The 21,411-nt window shown below is 37.2% G+C and carries 20 protein-coding genes; all 20 read left to right on the forward strand.

All coding sequences use genetic code 11. From position 1 onward, the window contains the following. Positions 1-22 precede the first annotated feature (22 nt). The 20 genes from T479_RS05300 (at position 23) to T479_RS05395 (ending at position 21,400) form a co-directional block, all read left to right on the forward strand. Positions 23-727, forward strand: a complete 705-nt coding sequence (locus tag T479_RS05300; protein ID WP_024361959.1) for a CpsD/CapB family tyrosine-protein kinase — start codon at positions 23-25, stop codon at positions 725-727. Positions 728-758: 31 nt separating this feature from the next. Further along, on the forward strand, positions 759-1,523 hold the full coding sequence (locus T479_RS05305; protein ID WP_025218824.1) for a tyrosine-protein phosphatase: 765 nt from the start codon (positions 759-761) through the stop codon (positions 1,521-1,523). A gap of 63 nt (positions 1,524-1,586) precedes the next feature. Beyond that, positions 1,587-2,705, forward strand: coding sequence for a glycosyltransferase family 4 protein (locus tag T479_RS05310; protein WP_024361957.1), 1,119 nt, complete (start codon positions 1,587-1,589; stop codon positions 2,703-2,705). Positions 2,706-2,743: 38 nt separating this feature from the next. Then, entirely contained in the window at positions 2,744-3,925 is a 1,182-nt protein-coding gene (locus tag T479_RS05315) for a glycosyltransferase (RefSeq protein WP_025218825.1), read from the forward strand. After that, complete coding sequence (locus T479_RS05320) at positions 3,922-5,262, forward strand: O-antigen ligase family protein (RefSeq protein ID WP_025218826.1); 1,341 nt, start codon at positions 3,922-3,924, stop codon at positions 5,260-5,262. Before T479_RS05315 ends, T479_RS05320 begins: the two co-directional genes overlap by 4 nt. A gap of 4 nt (positions 5,263-5,266) precedes the next feature. Next, positions 5,267-6,310: a glycosyltransferase family 2 protein gene (locus T479_RS05325; RefSeq protein ID WP_025218827.1), complete on the forward strand. Its 1,044-nt coding sequence runs from the start codon at positions 5,267-5,269 to the stop codon at positions 6,308-6,310. Continuing rightward, a complete protein-coding gene (locus tag T479_RS05330; RefSeq protein ID WP_025218828.1) occupies positions 6,307-7,815 on the forward strand; it encodes a lipopolysaccharide biosynthesis protein in 1,509 nt (502 codons plus the stop codon). Before T479_RS05325 ends, T479_RS05330 begins: the two co-directional genes overlap by 4 nt. A 57-nt stretch (positions 7,816-7,872) precedes the next feature. After that, positions 7,873-9,024 (forward strand): acyltransferase family protein, encoded by a 1,152-nt coding sequence (locus T479_RS05335; protein ID WP_227665415.1) that lies wholly within the window; start codon positions 7,873-7,875, stop codon positions 9,022-9,024. A gap of 167 nt (positions 9,025-9,191) precedes the next feature. Beyond that, positions 9,192-9,989: a TIGR00282 family metallophosphoesterase gene (locus T479_RS05340; RefSeq protein WP_025218830.1), complete on the forward strand. Its 798-nt coding sequence runs from the start codon at positions 9,192-9,194 to the stop codon at positions 9,987-9,989. 230 nt (positions 9,990-10,219) lie between these two features. After that, positions 10,220-10,486, forward strand: a complete 267-nt coding sequence (locus tag T479_RS05345; RefSeq protein WP_010858535.1) for a stage V sporulation protein S — start codon at positions 10,220-10,222, stop codon at positions 10,484-10,486. A 428-nt stretch (positions 10,487-10,914) separates the two neighbouring features. After that, positions 10,915-12,654 (forward strand): 2-oxoacid:acceptor oxidoreductase subunit alpha, encoded by a 1,740-nt coding sequence (locus T479_RS05350; protein ID WP_024361950.1) that lies wholly within the window; start codon positions 10,915-10,917, stop codon positions 12,652-12,654. Beyond that, positions 12,654-13,520 carry a 2-oxoacid:ferredoxin oxidoreductase subunit beta gene (locus tag T479_RS05355; RefSeq protein WP_024361949.1) on the forward strand — a complete coding sequence of 289 codons (867 nt, stop codon included), beginning with the start codon at positions 12,654-12,656 and terminating at the stop codon, positions 13,518-13,520. Before T479_RS05350 ends, T479_RS05355 begins: the two co-directional genes overlap by 1 nt. Before the next feature lie 833 nt (positions 13,521-14,353). Continuing rightward, the gene (locus tag T479_RS05360) at positions 14,354-14,728 is read left to right on the forward strand and encodes a 2-oxoglutarate ferredoxin oxidoreductase subunit beta (protein ID WP_227665416.1); all 375 of its coding nucleotides are present in this window, start codon (positions 14,354-14,356) and stop codon (positions 14,726-14,728) included. A 255-nt stretch (positions 14,729-14,983) separates the two neighbouring features. Next, positions 14,984-16,072, forward strand: coding sequence for an ABC transporter substrate-binding protein (locus T479_RS05365; protein ID WP_024361947.1), 1,089 nt, complete (start codon positions 14,984-14,986; stop codon positions 16,070-16,072). Beyond that, positions 16,062-16,895: an alkaline phosphatase family protein gene (locus T479_RS05370; protein WP_024361946.1), complete on the forward strand. Its 834-nt coding sequence runs from the start codon at positions 16,062-16,064 to the stop codon at positions 16,893-16,895. The genes T479_RS05365 and T479_RS05370 overlap by 11 nt, the downstream gene beginning before the upstream one ends. Positions 16,896-16,994: 99 nt before the next feature. Further along, on the forward strand, positions 16,995-17,825 hold the full coding sequence (locus tag T479_RS05375; RefSeq protein WP_370510656.1) for an ABC transporter permease: 831 nt from the start codon (positions 16,995-16,997) through the stop codon (positions 17,823-17,825). Next, entirely contained in the window at positions 17,825-18,610 is a 786-nt protein-coding gene (locus T479_RS05380; protein WP_024361944.1) for an ABC transporter permease, read from the forward strand. The genes T479_RS05375 and T479_RS05380 overlap by 1 nt, the downstream gene beginning before the upstream one ends. Continuing rightward, positions 18,607-19,608, forward strand: coding sequence for an ABC transporter ATP-binding protein (locus T479_RS05385; RefSeq protein WP_025218831.1), 1,002 nt, complete (start codon positions 18,607-18,609; stop codon positions 19,606-19,608). The genes T479_RS05380 and T479_RS05385 overlap by 4 nt, the downstream gene beginning before the upstream one ends. Next, positions 19,605-20,387: a DeoR/GlpR family DNA-binding transcription regulator gene (locus tag T479_RS05390; RefSeq protein WP_025218832.1), complete on the forward strand. Its 783-nt coding sequence runs from the start codon at positions 19,605-19,607 to the stop codon at positions 20,385-20,387. Before T479_RS05385 ends, T479_RS05390 begins: the two co-directional genes overlap by 4 nt. After that, positions 20,387-21,400 (forward strand): histidinol phosphate phosphatase domain-containing protein, encoded by a 1,014-nt coding sequence (locus T479_RS05395; protein WP_024361941.1) that lies wholly within the window; start codon positions 20,387-20,389, stop codon positions 21,398-21,400. The genes T479_RS05390 and T479_RS05395 overlap by 1 nt, the downstream gene beginning before the upstream one ends. The last annotated feature ends 11 nt before the right edge of the window (positions 21,401-21,411 follow it).

Below are 21,411 nucleotides of genomic sequence, written 5' to 3' on the forward strand. Positions count from 1 at the left end.
ATAACAGAAGGAGGGAGTAACGATGTTTCAACATAAAAGAGCAAATAAAAAAAAACTAGCCAAAATGGGCAGGAAGCTTGTGACAGTTGCAAATAGTAATTCCTTTGTCTCTGAGCAATTTCGTACCATCCGAACAAACATTACCTTTGCAATGCCCGACCAAGAAATCAAAACCATTTTAGTGACATCTGCCACACCGGGCGAAGGAAAGTCCACAAATGTGGCTAATTTAGGTGTTGTCTTTGCACAAGAAGGAAAAAAGATATTAATTGTTGATGCAGATTTACGTAAGCCAACCATGCATTATACATTTCGCTTAGCCAATATAAGGGGACTATCAAATTTACTGACTAGACAATATGAAATGGCAGAAGTGTTAAACAGTACAGAGATTCCGAATCTTTTTGTTATGACAAGCGGACCAATTCCTCCTAATCCAGCAGAACTTTTAGCTTCTAAAACGATGGATAGCGTCATTGTTCAACTGATAAAAGATTTTGACATCATTATTTTTGATGCTCCGCCATTGCTATCGGTCACGGATGCGCAAATTTTAGCTAATAAATGCCATGGCACACTATTAATTGTCAATAGTGGTGTAGTGGAAAATACAAGCGTACTAAAAGCAAAATTAAGTCTTGAGGCGTCAAAGGCGAATATTTTAGGTGTCGTTTTAAATAATTATAAAACACCACTAGGCGAATATTATGATCACTATTACCGTTAGGATATGGGTATAGATAGGGAAGTGAAATGTAATGGTCGATATGCATAGCCATATTTTAGTGAATGTTGATGATGGTCCAGAAACAGTAGAGGAGACATTCCAATTATTTGAACAAGCCATTGCAGAAGGCATTACAGCTATGATAGCTACATCACATGTTCTGCACCCGTTATATAATGTTCCTTTTCATGAAGTGAATGAACAAATTATAAAATTACAGCAGGAAATTGACAACCGACACATGTCGTTAACACTTTATCCTGGGCATGAGGTGAGACTGGCGGGGAATATTTTAGCGTTGTTAGAGAGCGGGCAGTTGCACACATTAGCCGATTCGAATTACTTATTATTAGAGCTTCCATCAGGTTACATACCGACATATACACGAACAATGATTTACAATTTATTGACAGCGGGTATTACACCAATCATTGCACATCCAGAACGCAATACAGCCATAGCAGAAGATCCAAGTTGCTTGGAGCAACTTATACGAGAGGGGGCACTCGCACAAATAACCGCAGGCAGTTTAGCTGGCCATTTTGGCAAATCCATTCAACAGCTCTCTTTGAGATTAGTTCGCTCGAACCTCGTTCATACATACGGTTCGGATGTGCATAATGTTATGACACGCCCATTGTTATTTGAAAAAGGACTTCGCTTTTTAGAAAAGCACAAACAATTAGATGCAGTGGATGATTTTTTAGCCAATAATGCACGAATCATCCATAATCAGCCTGTCATCGTATATGAACCTGACAATCAATTTACAAAAAAAGGTTGGAGATTATTTTAAATAAGCAAAAATTAAACATGCATGACTGATAGAAGGGATTAAATAAATAAGGGGACAGTAGGGATGAGAGTTGTTTTTATGAGAAGTAATCCAATATCTCCAGATCCTAGAGTTGAAAAGGAAGTGGACAGCCTTATAAAAAATAACTGGCATGTACAAATAGTAGCTTGGGATAGAGATAGCAAATATAAGGAAAAAGTACAATTTCTAAAGCGTACACAGCCCATTAAAATCACAAGGTTTGGCATCCCTGCTACTTTTGGTGGCGGATTTAAAAAAAATTTATTTCCACTATTGCGATTTCAAATAAAACTATTTCAATGGCTACTTCAACATAAAAATACTTATGATATTATACACGCTTGTGACTTCGATACAGCATTTATCGGCACGATATGCGGGAAGTTACTCCGTAAAAAAGTTATTTATGATATGTTTGATTCCATTACTGCTCCCTTTCATGGGCCAGCAATGATAGGAAAGATTGTTGAAAAGATAGATATCGCTCTGTTGAATCGTGTGGATGCTGTTATTATTTGTACAGAAAAACGAAAAGGTCAAATAGCGAATGCATCACCCAAAAAAATAGAGGTGATTTATAATACGCCACTTCCTATGCCGTTAAATCATGACGTACAGTTGAACAAAGATAAAGTAAAAATAGTCTATGTTGGCATATTAGCCAAGGAAAGACTTATTAAAGAACTAGTTGAAATAGTAAAAGCAAATAGAAACTATGAATTGCATATTGGCGGATTTGGCGAGTATGCAGACGGATTGGCCGAACTCGCGCAAAAGTATGACAATATCCTCTATTACGGGAAGATTCCGTATGACAAAACACTCGCTTTAGAAAATAGTTGTGACATTATGACTGCCATTTACGACCCCGAAGTTTCTAATCACTATTATGCAGCACCGAATAAATTTTATGAGGCACTGATGCTCGGAAAACCTTTAATTATGGTGAAAAATACTGGAATGTCGGAAGTAGTAGCAGCACATAATCTAGGAGAGTTAATTGATTATAATCAACATAGTTTACAACAAGCTATTGAAAAGTTAATTGAGCGTAAAAAAGAATGGCCAGAGATCTCTCGTAAAATGAAACTGTTATATGAAGACCACTATAGCTGGAGCGAAATGGAAAAGCGTATCATTACATTGTATAGCCATTTATAGCACATATAATATTGGATTTTAGGGGGATTTCAGACTTTATGAAAATATTATTTGTTGCGCAAAATTTTCAGATGGGCGGTATTCAAAAGGCGTTAATTAATACATTAAAAGAACTTAGTGTTGATGAACAATATGAAATTGATATTTTTACATTTGGTGAAGGTGAGCTTTTAAAGGACATCCCTCCTAACGTCAATGTAAATATCGGCAACTTATTATTACAACTAATCGCTACCCCCTTTTATGTCGTGAAACAGAGAAAAAATGCCTGGCATATTTTGCTGCGCATAGTATGTATGTTGCTTGTACGCATTATTGGCTCCAACAACTTTTATACATTACTTTTAAAAAATCATCGCCCTAGTAAACACTATCATATAGCCATTTCTTATTTTAATGACGCACCAAATAGTTATTTTAACCGAGGTACAAATTTATTCGTCGATCAATTTGTACAGGCACATAAAAAGCTTGCATGGATACATACCGATCCATTAAGAGCAAATTTTAATTATAAGGTTTGTATCAAAACCTATAAAAATTTTGATAGATTAATTTGTGTTTCTGAAGCATGTAAGCGAAATTTACTAAAATTTCTCCCGCCCTATCAACATAAAATACAAGTTGTCTACAATTTTTTTCCGATAGCGGAAATTAAAGAGTTAGCAACATATTATACGCCATTTGAAAAAGGAACGATGGATTTAGTATCTGTTGGTAGAATGGACAATGCCACAAAAAGATTCGACCTTATTCCATATATATGTAAGCTTTTAAAAGAGTCTTCTATCGGGCGATTGCATTGGCGAATTATAGGTGATGGACCAGACTTACTTTTTAATCAACAATTAGCATTACAATTAGGTGTAGATGATGTAGTTGAATTTGTTGGGGAATGTCATAATCCATATCCGTTTATTAAAGAAAGCGATGTCCTGATATTAACTTCAGCGTATGAAGGTTATCCGATGGTAGTTGGCGAGGCATTAATATTAGAAACGCCCGTTATTACGACGAATTTTGCAGCAGCTGGTGAACAAATACAACATGGTTTCAATGGATTGATAACAGATGGGGATATAGAGGATATTTACGCGGTCATTGCTAATATCATCCAAAATAAGGATTGTCTCGACAAGATGAAAAAGTATATTGAAGAAAATAGCTATACAAATCGAAAGGCACGAGAGCAATTAGTATTGGAGTTTGATCGTCAATGATAGTAAAAAGAAAAAATTATAGTATTTTGCTCTGTATTGTTTCCAGTATTTTTGTTGTGTTAAAAATGTATACAGATAATCCGCTTTTTCTTTGGCTTTTTATCCTATTTGTAATGACAGCGATGCTGTTGGATAAGCAACCACATCGACTTGATTATTTACTGTTTTTTATTTCATGGGTGTATGTCATAAAGTTTGAGTTAACAGGTCACTCACTTTTTGTCGTGCTATGCTTTTTTTATATTGTGTTAAGTATAGTAACACTCTTTATACACAAGAAGAGGATTTCAACACAGCTTGTTTTAACGTATGTTCTTTTTGTGTTTTTTGCTGTTATGGCAACACTGTTTAGTAGTGGCAATGTTATCGAAGCGTTTGGCTTTGTATTAAATTATAGTGTCATCTTTTTTGCCGTTCTGTTCATCGATTCTAAGGGTTATTTTAGAAGATATACGTATGTCTATGCAGTAGGCTTATTAAGCGCTGCTCTCGTACGGTGGGTAAGTTTTTCGGTTCCAGCGATTAATCACTTTATTGAGTCCATGACAATCGTTAATACAGTAAAAACGACAAGTACCATTAATACACGGTTTACAGGTTTAGATTTAGATCCGAATTATTTTAGTTTGCAAATTCTAATAGCTATTGCGTGCTTACTCGTTCTTTATTGTTACGACAATAAAATAGAAGTTACACCGATTGTGCTTATTATAATCTTAGCTATATTTGGTGTATTTACTTATTCTAAAATGTTTATTATCACATTTATCACATTCATTTTATTAACGTTCATTATGTTTCTAAAGCACAATGTTAAAACAGCGATTAAATTTGCTTCGTTTATCGTCGTAGTGTTAAGTGTTTCGTTATTTTTTTTTTACGAGAGACTATTCGAAATTTATTGGGTTCGCTTTTTTGGTGCAGGAACATCGACAGATGCTATTACGACTGGTCGAGTGAGTAGCTGGAATATGTTTGCGACAGAAATTTTACAAAGTACGAAAATCGTTGTTTTTGGAGCGGGGTTTGGCACGAGCTTCTCTACTGCAAAAATGGCACATACAATGTATCTATCCACGCCTTATTATCTTGGTGTAGTAGGAGTAGCACTTGCATTACTCTATATCTTCACTTTAACTAAAGTTCTCCGTCAAAACATTAGTAATAGTAAAACAAACTTTCAATACCTAACCATCAACGCAATTCCTCTCTATATTATGTTAATAGCTAATACTGTACTTGATTCGTTCGTTATGGATTATTTCCCTTTTCATATTTTAATGATTATGTTTGCCTTAGCACTTTATAAAACGCAGGAGCATGAGGTTGGGAGGTAAAGCAGTGCCATTATTAAGTATTATTGTGCCTATTTATAATGTGGAGCTCTATTTACGGCAATGTTTAGATAGTATTTTAAGACAAACATTTGAGGACTTTGAATTAATACTGGTCAACGATGGCTCAACGGATAATAGTCCCAACATATGTGACGACTATGCTGCACGTGATGCAAGAATTATTGTTGTGCATAAAGAAAATGGTGGCCTTGTTAGTGCGCGCAAAGCGGGTCTAAGCATTGCGAAAGGAAAATATATTGGCTATGTAGATAGTGATGATTGGATTGAAGCGGACATGTATCAAGCACTATGTGATGCAGCACAGGCTTTTAACGTAGATATTGTTATTTGCGATATTATAGAAAATTATCAAGATTATGAAGTTAAAGCTACGCAAGTTGTGAAACCTGGATTATATCAAAAGGATAGGATGATAGAAGAAGTTTACTCGATTATGCTGTATGCGGGGCAATACTATCAGTTTGGATTATTTCCTTCTGTTTCAAATAAATTATTTAAAAAGTCACTTCTTGAAAAATTTCAATATCAAGTGGACGATCAAATACGCATGGGGGAAGATGTTGCCTGTACATATCCAAGTTTACTTAATGCGAAAAGTATCTATTTATTAGACAAACAGTATCTTTATCATTATCGCCAAAATCCTTCTTCTATGACAGCTAGCTATGATCAGCAGTTTTTTGAGAAAACACTTGTCTTATATAAACATTTGAGAGAGTTATCCCCTGCCCCTTATTTCGTAAATCAACTACAGTATTATTTGACCTATTTAGTGATTGCAGGAGTCCAGAATGAATTGCATCGAGAGAATGAGAAAACCTTACGTGAAAAAAGAGCCTTTCTCAAAAAAATGCTTAAACATCGCGACATTAATGAGGTGTTACAGGCAATTTGTCTAAATAAATTGCCATTCAAAGTGAAACTAATCATTTTGTTATTAAAAAGACAATCTATTTTTTTACTATATGTATTGGCTAGGGTCAAACAAAAAACCAATATTAGTAAGACTATAAAGGGAGCAAAATGAGAACAAGGAAAATTTTATTAAACTTATTTTCCAATGTCGTGTTGCAAGTTGTTACCGCCGTGATGAATTTTATTTTGCCTCGATTATTTATGACGACTTACGGTTCTGCTACGAATGGACTTGTTACATCGATTAAGCAATTTTTAGGTTATTTAAAAATTGTAGAAGCGGGTATCGGTAGTGCATCCGTCGCAGCGCTTTACAAACCATTAGCTATGAACGACAAAGAACAGATAAATGGCATCCTTTCAGCCACGCATTATTTTTATCGACGTTCGGGTATGGTTTTTGTTGTATTAGTAGCCTTGTTGGCTATGTTCTATCCGCTGTTAGTAAAGGAAGATGTGTCACCTCTAACCGCATTTTATATGGTGCTGATTTTAGGTATCAGTGGTGTATGGGAATATTTTTTGATTGGGAAATATTACGTTTTGCTAACAGCAGATCAAAAAAGCTATATTGTGTTCCGAATTCAAACATGTTTATTAGTTGTTAGTACAATGCTATCCCTAACTTTACTAACCCTTGGCTTTTCAATCATTATTGTAGTTGGCTGTTCTAGCATTCTTTTATTACTAGATATTCTTTTTTTAAAAGTATATGTCCAAAAAAAATACCCATATTTTAATAGTAAAGTAACACCAAATACACCAGCTATAAAAAAAAGATGGGATGCATTAATCCATCAAATCGCCTCGCTTGTTGTTTTTAATACACCGTTTATGTTAATTACCATTTTTCTTGGACTTGCAGAGGTTAGTGTATTTACTGTATACAATATGGTATTTAATGCTGTTACATTATTTATTTCAGCTTTCTCCGGTGCGATGTTAGCAGCCTTTGGAGACATACTTGTAAAAGAAGAAAAAGAGGCACTGGAACGACATTTTCATCATTTTGAATGTGTTTTTTTTGCAGTCGTTGCTTTCGGTTACACATGTACAGCTCTGTTAATTTTGCCTTTTATCACGATTTATACAGCGGGTGTTGAGGATGCAAACTATATAAGACCATGGTTAGCTGCACTCTTTGTCCTAGTAGGCATTGCCAATGCAATACGAATTCCTGCGAATACATTAGTGAATTCGGCAGGGCATTTTAAAGAGACAAAAAATCAAGCTATGATTGAAGCGGCCATTAATCTTTCTGTGTCCTTTGTTTTAGTGCAATTTTTAGGGGCGGAAGGCATTTTAATAGGCGGACTGTGTTCGTATGCCTATCGTACTTGTGACTTAATCTTATATACATCTAAAGAAATATTAAAAAATTCCGTACGTATTACGGTTAAAAAAATAGCGCTGAATTGTATTTTGGCATTTATCGCGGCATCCCCATTTTTATTTTTAATCGAACTACATATTGTGAGCGCAAAGGCATGGTTTTTAACAGCTATATGCATTTCTTTATGGACCATTTTAGTAGTTGTGATGGGGAATTTTATGTTCCAACCTACAACGATGCGGGAAATTTTGCTGCATTTAAAACGTGTAATTTCCAATGACTAGTAGCGTTCTCTTGATAATGAGGAAGGCATACAAGCTAGAACACTCGAATGAAAATAGATGGATTGCTTAGAAATGGCAGGTGGAAAAATGAAGCCAGTTGTGAAGGAAATATTTTTACTAAGGTTTGTCGCCTGTTTAGGAATTGTTTTAATGCATAGTGTCACTTTAGGGTTGGACTTGTTCGATATAGAGAAAAATACAATATATATTGTACTAACATCTATTCAATTAGCATTGATGTTTGGAACACCTGTCTTTATTTTTATTTCGGAGTTTGTTATTGCTTATTCCTATCCACATCAACTGCCAAAAAAATTTTATAAAAAACGTTTTAACTATATTTTTCTTCCGTTTATTTTTATCGGTTTTTTGGATGCGGCTTTTCATTCAATAAGCATGACTAATGTTGATTTTGATAAGAAGATTATTTTAAATTTTTTTGAAGGTGATTTCCACGGGTATTTTATCGTGATCGTCTTTCAGTTTTATTTTTTACATCCATTATTTGTGAAATTTGTTGTATCCAAATACCGTGCTTACCAAGTGATTATGACGGCATGTCTTGTTAATTTTTCTTACCTTGCAGTCTTTAATTTTTTCGATCCTTTTCGGTATTTATCGTTCCTTCCTTATCTAGAAGTGGAATGGAATGTGTTAAATAAGATGCCATTTCCTGCTTGGATTGCCTATTTTGTCGTAGCTTATTATTGCGGTAAAAACTATGAGCAGTTTTTATTGATACTCCAGCGATTGCGTTATTTCCTACCGAGTGTAGGTATACTTACACTCGGTATATTACTCGCCAGTCAATGGTCTGGCTTGATTACTGAAGTTCACTCCAAGAGGATTGATGTAATCCCCTATACATTGAGCGTAGCCTTTCTATTGTTCTATGTTGCAAATAAAGTAAGGTACATGCCTAAGTTTGTTATTTTTATTAGCCGTTACTCATTTGGGATTTATTTACTACATCCTCTTTTTATTATTTTACTAAAAACTATTTTTATAAAATTTATAGATGATATAAGTGTATTTACTGTTATTATCACTACATTTTTATGCAGCACGATATGTTCTATCTGTGCTACGTATTTACTGAATAAATGGCGGTTTGGTCCTTATTTAGTAGGGCAAGTACATGCAGAAGAAAGCTTAGCGAACGACAAAAAAACTGCCGGTAAAACAAAACAGGTACTTCATCAACGTTAATGAATGCCAGTTAGACGAGATGCTTTAAGCTGAAAAGAGAAATGAAAGCAAGCGAATGCAAACAAGGGATATAATTTAGTGATGGTTTTTCTTTATATTTTGCGATTGATGAAGAAAAAATGGTAAACTCTAATGAGTGTTATTGATAGAAAGAGTGGTTTTGTAAAATGAAAGTAATTTTTATTGGAGATATCGTCGGTTCAATTGGCCGAGATGCGGTAGAAAAATATTTACCACGATTAAAAAAGAAGTATAGTCCAGATGTTGTCATTGCAAATGGTGAAAATGCAGCAGCAGGTCGTGGGATTACACGTAATATTTATAATGATTTATTACAAATGGGTGTAGATGTTATTACTATGGGTAACCACACTTGGGATAATAAAGATATTTTTGATTTTATTGATGATGCTGATTATTTAATTCGTCCTGCGAACTTTTCGTCTGAGGCACCGGGTAAGGGCATGGTGCAAATTGCGAAAAATGGCGTTACATTATCGGTTATTAATTTACACGGTCGTGTATTTTTGCCACCGCATGAAGATCCGTTTGCAATGGCTGAACAATTGATTGAAGAAGCTCGTAAAACGTCACCGCTTGTATTTGTGGATTTCCACGCAGAAGCGACAAGTGAAAAAATAGCGCTTGGATGGCACTTGGATGGCAAGGCATCGGCAGTCGTTGGAACGCATACGCATGTGCAAACAGCAGATGCACGCATTTATCCTAACGGTACTGCTTATATTACAGACGTAGGTATGACTGGCCCGTATGATGAAATTTTAGGCATGACAAAGGAAAGTGTAATTTACAAGTTCCAAACAAATATGCCGTCTCGTTTTGAAGTACCAAAAAAGGGTCGTGATGTGTTAAGTGGCTTTTTTGTTGAGATTGATGACAAGACAGGAAAGGCATTGCGTTGTGAAAGAATTTATATTAATGAGGACTATCCGTTTCAGGCGTAAGATCAACTACTGTGCATTTTTCATGTGCAGTAGTTTTTTTGTTGTGTCGAGCTAATTTAACGAAAGAAAATAACTCGTTTTTTAAGGCTTTACAATATATAAGAATTGAAAAATAGTCTATTTTCATATTGCCGAGCATAAAATGAGCTACGGACAATAACTTGGGGACCAAAAAGGGGGACATGAGTTGTTGAGCGTAAACACTATTCGCGAAACGGGGAGGAATAATTGTGGATTCATTAAAAGTATCGTCACGCTCTAATCCAAATTCAGTTGCAGGTGCATTAGTCGCGGTAATAAGAGAAAAAGGGCAAGCAGAAATGCAGGCAGTTGGGGCAGGTGCACTTAACCAAGCCGTAAAAGCAGTGGCCATTGCACGCGGATTTGTAGCGCCAAGTGGCACAGATTTAATTTGCGCTCCGGCGTTTGCCGATATTTTGATTGCAGGCGAAGAACGTACAGCCTTAAAGCTGCTAGTAGAAAAACGTGTTCGATAATAAAGTAGAACTTTAATCGGTGGGGGGAAACCCCCACCGATTATTAGTGCCAGTCACCGAAACAATTCTGAATATTTATCGCTCTGTCAGTAGGGCGAATAAAGTAAAAATCCACGAATGCTCCTGTGGGATACACACAACGTACAAGCCTCGTAAAATTGAGGGTTGCGGCTTGTATCGTGCCCGCAAAAAGCGAAGTGGATTTTTTTACGTGCCAGTCACTCATACAATTATTCTACACTTGAAATTAGTGAGTTAATTTTTTATACTTAATTGATTTGAAAATTACAACTTTTTGAACAACATTTTCAGTCAAAGGTCTGAATTTCGTCTAATTCATTGAATAACAATAGTGTAGACCGTTTCTTCGTGTTAAACTTATGAAGGAAAAAAATAATAGTATACATTGGATTTAAGGAGTTGTTGAGATGTTACATCAGCTTTCGTGGAAAGTCGGTGGGCAACAGGGTGAAGGGATTGAGAGTACAGGTGAGATTTTCTCGATGGCAATGAATCGTCTAGGTTATTTCCTATACGGTTATCGTCACTTCTCTTCTCGTATAAAAGGTGGCCACACTAATAATAAAATTACAGTTCGTCCAACAGAAGTACGTTCCATTGCGGATGATTTAGATATTTTAGTGGCGTTCGATCAAGAAACAATCGACGTCAATTATAAAGAATTAACAGAAAAAGGGATTATTTTAGCCGATGCAAAATTTGAACCTGTAAAGCCAGAGGATTCAAAAGCGCCATTATTTGCCGTACCATTCACAGAAGTGGCAGCTGAACTAGGTACAACGTTAATGAAAAACATGGTTGCTATTGGAGCTACTGCTTCACTTCTAAACTTAGAAGACGCTGTGTTCCAAAATGTTGTGGATGACATCTTCGGTAAAAAAGGTGAAGAGGTTGTTCAGAAAAACATGGAGGCCATTGCGCGCGGTCATGACATGATGAATGAATTATTAGGCGATCGCGTTGGTGAGTGGGCATTAGCGCCAGCTGATGGTAAACGCCGTATGTTTATGATCGGTAATGATGCAGTAGCACTTGGGGCATTAGCTGCGGGTACACGCTTTATGGCAGCTTATCCAATTACACCTGCATCTGAAATTATGGAATACCTTATTAAAAAATTGCCAAAATTCGGTGGCGCTGTGATTCAAACAGAAGATGAAATTGCTGCAGCGACGATGGCGATTGGTGCAAACTTCGGTGGTGTTCGTTCATTTACAGCGTCAGCAGGTCCTGGTCTTTCACTTATGATGGAAGCAATCGGTCTTTCAGGTATGACTGAGCAGCCTCTAGTGGTGATTGATACACAACGTGGGGGCCCATCTACTGGCTTACCAACGAAACAAGAGCAATCTGATTTAATGGCTATGCTTTATGGTACGCATGGTGAAATTCCGAAAGTGGTCATCGCACCTTCTACAATGGAAGAAGCATTCTTTGATACTATTCAAGCGTTTAATATTGCAGAGGAATTACAATTGCCAGTTATTTTAATGACAGACTTACAATTATCACTTGGTAAACAAACGGTTGAACCATTCGATTACAATAAAATTGAAATTCGTCGCGGTAAAATTGTCACTGATGATATTGAAGCTTCAGCAGATAAAGCTTACTTCAAACGTTATGAAGATACAGAAGACGGTATTTCACCGCGTGTGTTACCAGGTCACTTAAATGGAATCCACCATGTTACTGGTGTTGAGCATGATGAAACAGGGAAACCATCTGAAGCAACGGGCAATCGACGTGCACAAATGGACAAACGTTTCCGCAAGCTAGAAGCCCTGAAGTTTGATACACCAGTTTACAAAAATGCACCACATGAAGAAGCGGATGTATTATTAGTAGGTTTTAACTCAACTCGTGGAGCAATTGAAGAAGTACAAGAGCGTTTAAACGCACAAGGCATGAAGGTGAACCATGCGCATATCCGTTTAATTCACCCATTCCCTTCTGCTGAGATGGCACCTCTTGTAGCGAAAGCGAAAAAAGTAATCGTTGTGGAAAACAACTACACAGGTCAATTGGCTAATATCATGAAAATGAATATTGGTGGTCACGATAAAATTGAGATGATTACAAAATATAACGGTACACCATTTTTACCAGGTGAACTAGAAAATAGAGTGAAGGAGTTGACTCGCTAATGGCAACGTTTAAGGATTTTCGTAATACAGTGAAACCGAACTGGTGCCCAGGATGTGGCGACTTCTCTGTACAGGCTGCGATTCAACGTGCAGCAGCAAATGTAGGCATCGAACCAAACGAGCTAGCTGTTATTTCTGGGATTGGCTGTTCAGGTCGTATTTCAGGTTACATTAATTCATATGGTTTCCACGGTATCCATGGTCGTGCATTACCAATTGCACAAGGATTGAAAATGGCCAATCGTGATTTAAACGTCATTGCCTCTGGTGGTGACGGAGATGGTTTTGCGATTGGTATGGGTCATACAATCCATGCCATCCGTCGTAACATCGATATCACATACGTTGTGATGGATAACCAAATTTACGGTTTAACAAAAGGGCAAACATCTCCACGCTCGGCTGCTGGATTTATTACAAAATCAACGCCAGGTGGTGCAATTGAGCCATCATTAAAACCATTGGAAGTAGCTTTAACAAGTGGTGCAACGTTTGTGGCTCAAGGCTTCTCAACGGATATTAAAGAATTAACAGCTATAATTGAAGCGGGCATTAACCATAAAGGCTTTTCTTTCATCAACGTATTTTCACCATGTGTTACGTACAACAAAGTGAATACGTACGATTGGTTTAAAGAAAACTTAACAAAGCTAGCTGATATTGAAGGTTATGATAATGCTGACCGTGGCATGGCAATGCGCACAGTAATGGAGCATGAAGGCTTAGTAACAGGTATTATTTATCAAGATAAAGAAACAACTTCTTATCAAGAAAAAGTACCTGGCTACGCTGAGTTGCCATTAACGGATATCGACATTAAAATGAGCGAAAATGAATTCGATGCACTTGTGCAGGAGTTTATGTAAATAAAAACATTGAAAGCCACTATGCTCGATTGAGGCTTTCAAAATGAAGACAGAAGGCAATTAAGATGGAATATCTTAACGCCTTCTGTCTTTTTGTTTGAGTGTCAGGCACCCAAACAATTCTGAATTTCTGAGGGAGGTGCCAGGCACTCAAACAATTTTCGGCGGGAAAGTGGATGTGATGTCCACTAATCCTCAATCTTCAACCGTTAAGCTATTTATTTTATTGGTATACCTAATATAGTTGCATGTTTGGGTAGAGTTACCTCTCTCCTACATGTTTAAACCTTACAAAACAACACTTGCTATAAAAATTAAAAATAAAATCAATATCAGCATGAATCGCACTAAAGCATTTCTAATCTCTTCTTTATTTTTCGCTATTTTCACTTCTTTTCTATATTTGAACCAACTAAATAATATTGCAACTGTCATAAGAATAAATATGTAAATCTTCATATTATAATCATTCCTCTCATGAAATTATTTAGTTACAAAAAATAAATACACAACAAGTTAATCAAACTTTAAAACTAATATTTTTAATAATATATCTATGATGGTTATCAATCAATTCACATCTATAACCTTTAGTTTTTAGGAAATATAGAACATATATGACGTGTCACTTTATCCATTGCTCACCACTGCAGGGCTGCACGATTGCCCGTAGAAAGGAAGGGCCTGCAACGAAAATCAACAGATTCTTACAATGTTTCATCAAGTATCTGCAACCCAATTTTTAATAGTAGAAATCCATCCAATGATTAATAGGGGGTGTGTGCGGGTAAAATTAAATGAAAAAATGATACAATAAAAGAAAAAAAGAGGCGATGTTCGTGAATAATATCATTGATTTTATTGCGAAAAAAAAGGAACGAGAAGAACGACAACGTGCGCAAGATTTAGAACGCTATGTTGCAACACATTGTAAATTTCATCAGCCAGAAAATATCGATGCACTCGTTGATGGGAAAATGATTGAAGTGAAAGATCATACATTGTTTTTAGGTTTTCTATCTATATTAAAGGATGAACAAATTGAGCCGCTACATATTTTTCAGGATGTTTTTACATTAGAACCTGTCCGTTTTGAAATGGCCTATAATATGAAATGGTGGTCAGTTGTTCAACTTGCTTTTACATTTTTAACGATTTTAAAGGAAAATGAACCGCATACATATGCAGATTTTCTAGGACTTTCTTGATTCATCTAGGGTGTGTGCACGTCTGAAAACTAAACAAACGTGCGCATACGTAACTGGATTCCTCCTTATCTTCTTGATAGAATAGCATCTTTTATATAACTCCCCTACGACTTAAAAAACTTCACATAAATTTATAAACAATCAATATTTTTTACTAAATATTTTAAATCCATCCATACTTGCTTAATGTTTGTTTTATAAGATTACTGTTGTAAGCAAATAAAAATAAACATAAACAAATGGAGGGTCCAACTCATGGCAATTCAAAAGCTATGGAAGAAAAGTTTAGTTGGTGTATTAGCAATTTCTATGTTAGCAGCATGTTCTGACAGTTCGTCTAATGCAAATGACATCAAAAGTGATTTAACGCTTGATGAAATTACAGAAAAGGCAAAACAAGAAGGTACTGTCAATTCAGTCGGTATGCCGGACACATGGGCAAACTGGGTAGAGACATGGCAAGAGCTTGAAACAGAGTACACTCTCAAACATCAGGACACAGATATGTCGAGTGCAGAGGAATTAGCGAAGTTTGAAGCAGAAAAAGACGATGCAACAGCCGATATTGGCGACGTAGGAATTGCCTTTGGTCCAATCGCTAAAGATAAAGGTCTAACATTGCCATACAAAACTTCCTATTGGGATGATATTCCTGACTGGGCAAAAGATGAAGAGGGCCATTGGATTGTTGGTTATACAGGGACAATTGCATTTCTAACAGATAAAAACAATGTGAAAAATCCACCAACGTCTTGGGAAGATCTTAAAAATGGCGACTATCATGTCAGCATTGGAGATGCATTAACTGCAAACCAAGCACAATTTGCGATATTAGCTGCAGCAATGGCTTTCGGTGGAGATGAATCCAATATTCAGCCGGGTATCGACTTTTTTGCGGAATTAGCAAAACAAGGACGCCTACAAGGTGATCCAACAGTCGCTAATTTAGAAAAAGGAGAGATTGATGTTGCAATTTTATGGGATTTCAATGCACTAGGTTATCGTCATCAAATCGATGAGCAACGTTTTGATGTAGTCATCCCATCGGAAGGCTCTGTCACATCAGGCTACGCAACTGTTATTAATAAATATGCAAAAAATCCACATGCTGCAATGTTAACACGAGAATATATTTTATCGGATGCAGGACAGGAGAACTTAGCAAAGGGTTATGCCCGACCAATTCGTGAAAATGTGCAATTACCTCAAGAAGTAAAGGATTTATTATTACCAGCAGATATGTATAAAAATGCGCAACCTGTTAGCGACCAAAAGCAGTGGGAGGAAACAACAAAGCAAATTCCACAAATGTATCAAGAGCAGGTATTAATCCATGCCAAATAATAACAAAGTTGTCCTCATTGTTGTTGATGCACTTCGTTTTGATACTGCCTGTACACATATGGGCTTTATGCAACATTTAGTAGAACGCAAGATGGCCTCGCGTTTTGAAGTACGTTCGGAAGTACCATCATTATCGAGACCATTATATGAAACGATTTTAACGGGCACTCCACCAATTGTTCATGGCGTCACGAGTAATATGACGGTGCGCTTATCAACACAAAATAGTTTATTCCATTTAGCACAGTCCAATGGTTTATCGACTGCAGCGGCTGCCTATTATTGGGTAAGTGAACTTTATAATCGTGCACCCTTTCAACATATGGAAGATCGTTTACAATTCGATAAACAGCTACCGATTGAAAATGGCTTGTTTTACTTTGAGGATCATTATCCTGATAGCCATTTGTTTGCAGATGCCGCATGGTTAATGGACCAAAAACAACCAGATTTCTTATATATTCATCCCATGAATGTAGATGATGACGGGCATAAATTTACAGCAAATTCAGCGCAATATCGTAATCGTGTATTAGCTGTGGATGCACTATTGTCGTTGTTTATACCCAAATGCATGGCGCAAGGATATGATGTCATTGTGACAGCAGATCATGGGATGACAAGTGATGGTAATCATGGTGGGACAACGATGGAGGATCGACATGTACCGATGTTTGTCATCTCTCAAACAGTGAAAGCAGGTATAAAAGACGGTGTAGTATCCCAGCTACAAGTAGCACCTCTTTGCTGTCACCTGCTAAATATAGCGCCTTCAGAGGAAATGGTGCCATTACTATTAGAGGGAGTTCAGACAGTAAAATAAAACATTGAATAATATCAGGGAATTTTGAACAATTTTCATTATAAATTTGAAAGCCGAAGAGCAACAAAATCTTTAAGTTAGAAAGTAGTGATTGTTTTGATTTCTAAGCGGCAATCGTTTGCCTGGCTTACACCTTTCTTATTACTTGTTCTGTTATTTTTCCTTGTGCCTTTACTGTATATGCTGATAACGAGCTTTAGTAATAGCGAAGGATTTACGTTAGCACAATACAAATCTGTCTTAACGAATACGTATATTTTACAAGGTTTTAAAAATAGTTTGACATTATCCGTTATTTCGGCTGTGATTGCGCTCGTCGTTACATTGTTTGCAGTGTATGCCATTACGCACTTTTCACAGCCGGTACGGGAGAAAATTTTAATACTTACCAATTTAACATCAAATTTTTCAGGTATTCCTTTAGCTTTTGCGTTTATTGTATTGCTTGGGAATAGTGGATTATTTACTTTGCTATTTGATAAATGGGAAATTGGCGCTTTATCGTCATTTTCCCTTTATAGCTGGAGTGGTCTATTACTCATTTATATTTATTTTCAACTGCCATTAGCATTGATGCTATTGTATCCAATTTATGATGGTATTCAGCAGCAATGGAAGGAAGCAGCCGCTCTTTTAGGAGCTTCTACTTTACAGTTTTGGCTGAAGGTAGGGATACCTGTTATGTTACCAGGGATTGTTGGAACCTTTAGCGTGTTGTTTGCCAATGCAATGGGTGCCTATGCATCTGCTTACGCTTTGACAAATAGTAATTACAATTTAGTGGCCATTCGTATTGGAGCACTCATTAAAGGGGATATATTTGCACAACCCGAGTTGGCAAGTGCGATTGCTGTATTGCTAGCGGTAACAATGGTAACTGCCATGCTGATAAGTGAATGGAGCATTAAAAAGACGAGGGGGAAATTATAGTGAAAAAAAGAAGTTTAGCTAATATCATTTTCCTCTTTTTAATGTTGTATTTGCTATTACCGATTGTAGCGACAATGCTGTATGCTTTTTCGTCAAAGTGGCATAAAAGTATTTTTCCCGAGGGGCTAACATTCAAGTGGCTTGCTACACTGTTTCAGGATACGGCATTTATGCAAGCATTTGGCCGCTCTGTCCTCCTTGCGGGAGGGGCAGTTATCATCGCACTAATCGTTATTGTCCCTGCAATTTTTGTCATCGTTTTGTATTTTCCAAAGTATGAGAAATGGATTCAAGTTGCCGTTGTAATGGTCTACTCATTTCCAGGGATTATTTTAGCTGTTGGCTTGATTCGGGTGTATTCAACAATAGGTGTACCCATGATCTTGGTCGTATTGGGTGCCTATGTAATCGGTATTTTGCCCTATATTTATCAAGGCACGCGCAATAGCTTGCGTAATGTAGATGCAAGACAGCTATTGGATGCTGCGCAATTATTAGGCGCAACGAAAACACAGGCATTTACGAAAATACTGTTGCCTACCGTTTATCCAGGCTTGTTTGCAGGTGCATTATTATCGTTTTCCGTACTATTTGGAGAATTTGTACTTATTAACTTAGTCGTCGGCTCACGCTTTGAAACGGTACAAATTTATTTAATGAAAAAGCTAAGTACGAGCGGTCATATTGCTAGCGCAGTTGTCTTTATTTATATCGTTCTGATGGGCTTATTAACGTTCGCTATTGCGATATTAACGAAACGTTCGAAAGGTGCGACGAATTTATGAGCTATATTGTGATTGAAGGACTTCATAAAAAATATGACCAAACAACTGTCTTATCCAATATTGATATGACAATTGAAAAAGGTCAATTAATTACGCTTTTAGGGCCGAGTGGCTGTGGGAAAAGTACCATTTTGCGTATTATTGCGGGCTTAACAAATGCTACAGCAGGAGAAATTCAATTGGAAGGACAAAACATGAATGGTGTCCAACCGAAAGAGCGCCAAGTGGGCATGGTTTTTCAATCTTATGCGCTATTTCCCAATATGACTGTTAAAGAAAATATAGCATTTGGTTTGCGGATGCAAAAAGTTAATAATACAGAGCTAGAACAACGTGTACAAGAAATGCTCCATATCGTCCATTTGACAGAAAAAGCGAATGCTTATCCAAAGGAGTTATCCGGCGGGCAACAGCAACGTGTAGCGCTTGCACGTGCGCTTATTGTGCGACCGAAAGTATTGCTTTTAGATGAACCTCTTAGTGCACTTGATGCCCAAATACGAAAAAAATTGCAGACCGATTTACGGGCAATACAACGCAAGCTTGGCATGACGATGATTTTAGTAACACATGATCAAGATGAAGCTATGGCTGTGTCAGACAAAATATTTGTGATGAGTAATGGGCAAATTGCGCAATATGGTACACCGACAGAGATTTATACCAATCCACAAAGTGAATTTATCGCCAATTTCATTGGTCATTATAATGTTATTCCTAGACAAGTGTTAGAGACAATGATAGGAGAAAAATTACCTGGGGATAATAACAAGTTTGCCATACGACCAGAAGCTCTTCATTTAGAGATGATGGAAGGTGACCTTTGCCTTCGCGGTGTAGCGACACAGTCACTCATGAGTGGCAATATTATCCGTACAACGCTTGAAGGTGACTGTATGTTTACAATGGAGCAGTTACATCAACGTGGGCATACGCTTGAATTGGGTAAAAACTACAACTGTTATGTAGCGAAGGAAGATGTGATTGCACTGTCATGACATATGCAAAAATTGAACGTTTTGAATTTATTTTAAAGCAGTTAGAGCTTGATGGCAAAATTATTGTAGCAAATATTGCTGAGACACTGCTCGTAGCACCTGAAACAGTTCGTCGAGATTTGGATGAGCTAGAACAACAGCATTTATTGACCCGAGTGCATGGCGGGGCAATCAAATATACCAACGTTCGAACGGAGCCAGCATTTTTGCGAAAACTGCAAATGCATAAAGAGGCGAAATGTGCTATTGCGCGTCAGGCTGCTCAGCGTATCTGTGATGGAGATACGATTGCCGTTGATACAGGGACAACGACAGTCCATATAGCGGATTACTTAATGGCAGTTGATGATATTACGGTTGTCACTAATTCTATTGCCGCCGCCGCACAGTTTAATCTCGCCATTGAAGAAAGACGGATGACAGGGAAAGTTATTTTACTAGGCGGTACAACAAATCCAAGGCAAGCTTCAGTTGCGGGTGCGATGACGTTGGAGTGGTTAAGTCATATGAACTTTGATAAGGCATTTTTATCATGCGGGGGCATCCAGGATGGCATTGTCTATGATTATGATTTAGATGAATCCTTGATTTCCCAAAAAATGCTTCAACAAAGTAAGAATTGTATATTACTAGCGGATGCATCAAAGCTTAATGGCAAATCATTTTATCAAATTTGTGATTTGGCACAATGTACGGAAATCATGTGTGAAATGGCTTGTCCTGAGGAATGGCAAGCGTACGAAGAACAATGGACAGTATGTAGTGGAGGGAAGAGTTGATGACAATTGATTATCATGTACATTTAGAGGAGGGTCCTTATTCTTTTCGTTGGTTGGAGCGAACTTCACAAGCTATAGCCAATTTTCATGACCTAAAAAATGTTGACAATGGCTCGAAAGCTTTAATGGAGTGGCAAGTGGCAACGCTTGCTAAAAGATTGCATAATGGCTGTTATAGTGAAGAATGGCTCGATTTGTATTTACAACGGGCAAAGCAACTTGGTTTACGAGAGGTAGGCATTGTGGATCATTTGTATCGGTTTAAGGAAACGCGCCCCTATTTTGAGCGTTATATGCAATTGGATGAATCAACAGAAATCGGTCAACTCCAACGATACTGGCTAAATAGTGTAATGACAGAAAGTATGGACGATTTCGTAAAGGCAATTGACAAGGCAAAGGACAAATGGCGTCAGCACGGTGTTGAGTTAAGATTAGGGATTGAAGCGGATTATTTTGTAGGCGGTGAAGAAGAATTGACTGCGCTCCTACAAGGGCATCCGTGGGATTATGTAATTGGCTCGGTTCATTTTATAGATGGCTGGGGTTTTGATAATCCACAAACGGAGCATCTATTTAAAAAGATGGACCAGCCAACTTTACAGATGACGTATACACAGTTTTATAACACTGTTGTGCAAATGATTCAGTCTAATATGTTTGATTTTGTAGCTCATTTGGATAATTTTAAAGTCTTTAATTATCATGTGCAGGATGAGGCGTTTAATCTTTTATGGTATGAACAGATTGCACAGGCGCTTGTCACAACACAAACCGCTACAGAAATAAACGCAGGGTTATATTATCGCTATCCCGTTAAAGAAATGTGCCCCGGTCCACTGTTTTTACAAGTTCTCGTGAAACGAGGTGTCGAGTTTACCGTATCTTCAGACGCCCACTTCCCAGATGATTTAGGAAACTATACATTTGCCAATACAGATTGGCTAAAAACTTTGGGTGTCAAAAAGCTTTTAGGCTTCCAACAACGCACCAAGAAATATCTCGAGCTTTAACGAAGATCACC

The sequence above is a fragment of the Lysinibacillus sphaericus genome (assembly GCF_000600105.1).
Taxonomy (GTDB): Bacteria; Bacillota; Bacilli; order Bacillales_A; family Planococcaceae; genus Lysinibacillus; species Lysinibacillus sphaericus.

Bases quoted from the DNA above. Each gene is read 5' to 3' on its own strand.
- T479_RS05300 (WP_024361959.1), top strand. From the start codon at position 23: ATGTTTCAACATAAAAGAGCAAATAAAAAAAAACTAGCCAAAATGGGC.
- T479_RS05305 (WP_025218824.1), top strand. From the start codon at position 759: ATGGTCGATATGCATAGCCATATTTTAGTGAATGTTGATGATGGTCCA.
- T479_RS05310 (WP_024361957.1), top strand. From the start codon at position 1,587: ATGAGAGTTGTTTTTATGAGAAGTAATCCAATATCTCCAGATCCTAGA.
- T479_RS05315 (WP_025218825.1), top strand. From the start codon at position 2,744: ATGAAAATATTATTTGTTGCGCAAAATTTTCAGATGGGCGGTATTCAA.
- T479_RS05320 (WP_025218826.1), top strand. From the start codon at position 3,922: ATGATAGTAAAAAGAAAAAATTATAGTATTTTGCTCTGTATTGTTTCC.
- T479_RS05330 (WP_025218828.1), top strand. From the start codon at position 6,307: ATGAGAACAAGGAAAATTTTATTAAACTTATTTTCCAATGTCGTGTTG.
- T479_RS05335 (WP_227665415.1), top strand. From the start codon at position 7,873: ATGGATTGCTTAGAAATGGCAGGTGGAAAAATGAAGCCAGTTGTGAAG.
- T479_RS05340 (WP_025218830.1), top strand. From the start codon at position 9,192: ATGAAAGTAATTTTTATTGGAGATATCGTCGGTTCAATTGGCCGAGAT.
- T479_RS05350 (WP_024361950.1), top strand. From the start codon at position 10,915: ATGTTACATCAGCTTTCGTGGAAAGTCGGTGGGCAACAGGGTGAAGGG.
- T479_RS05355 (WP_024361949.1), top strand. From the start codon at position 12,654: ATGGCAACGTTTAAGGATTTTCGTAATACAGTGAAACCGAACTGGTGC.
- T479_RS05360 (WP_227665416.1), top strand. From the start codon at position 14,354: ATGTTCGTGAATAATATCATTGATTTTATTGCGAAAAAAAAGGAACGA.
- T479_RS05365 (WP_024361947.1), top strand. From the start codon at position 14,984: ATGGCAATTCAAAAGCTATGGAAGAAAAGTTTAGTTGGTGTATTAGCA.
- T479_RS05370 (WP_024361946.1), top strand. From the start codon at position 16,062: ATGCCAAATAATAACAAAGTTGTCCTCATTGTTGTTGATGCACTTCGT.
- T479_RS05385 (WP_025218831.1), top strand. From the start codon at position 18,607: ATGAGCTATATTGTGATTGAAGGACTTCATAAAAAATATGACCAAACA.
- T479_RS05390 (WP_025218832.1), top strand. From the start codon at position 19,605: ATGACATATGCAAAAATTGAACGTTTTGAATTTATTTTAAAGCAGTTA.
- T479_RS05395 (WP_024361941.1), top strand. From the start codon at position 20,387: ATGACAATTGATTATCATGTACATTTAGAGGAGGGTCCTTATTCTTTT.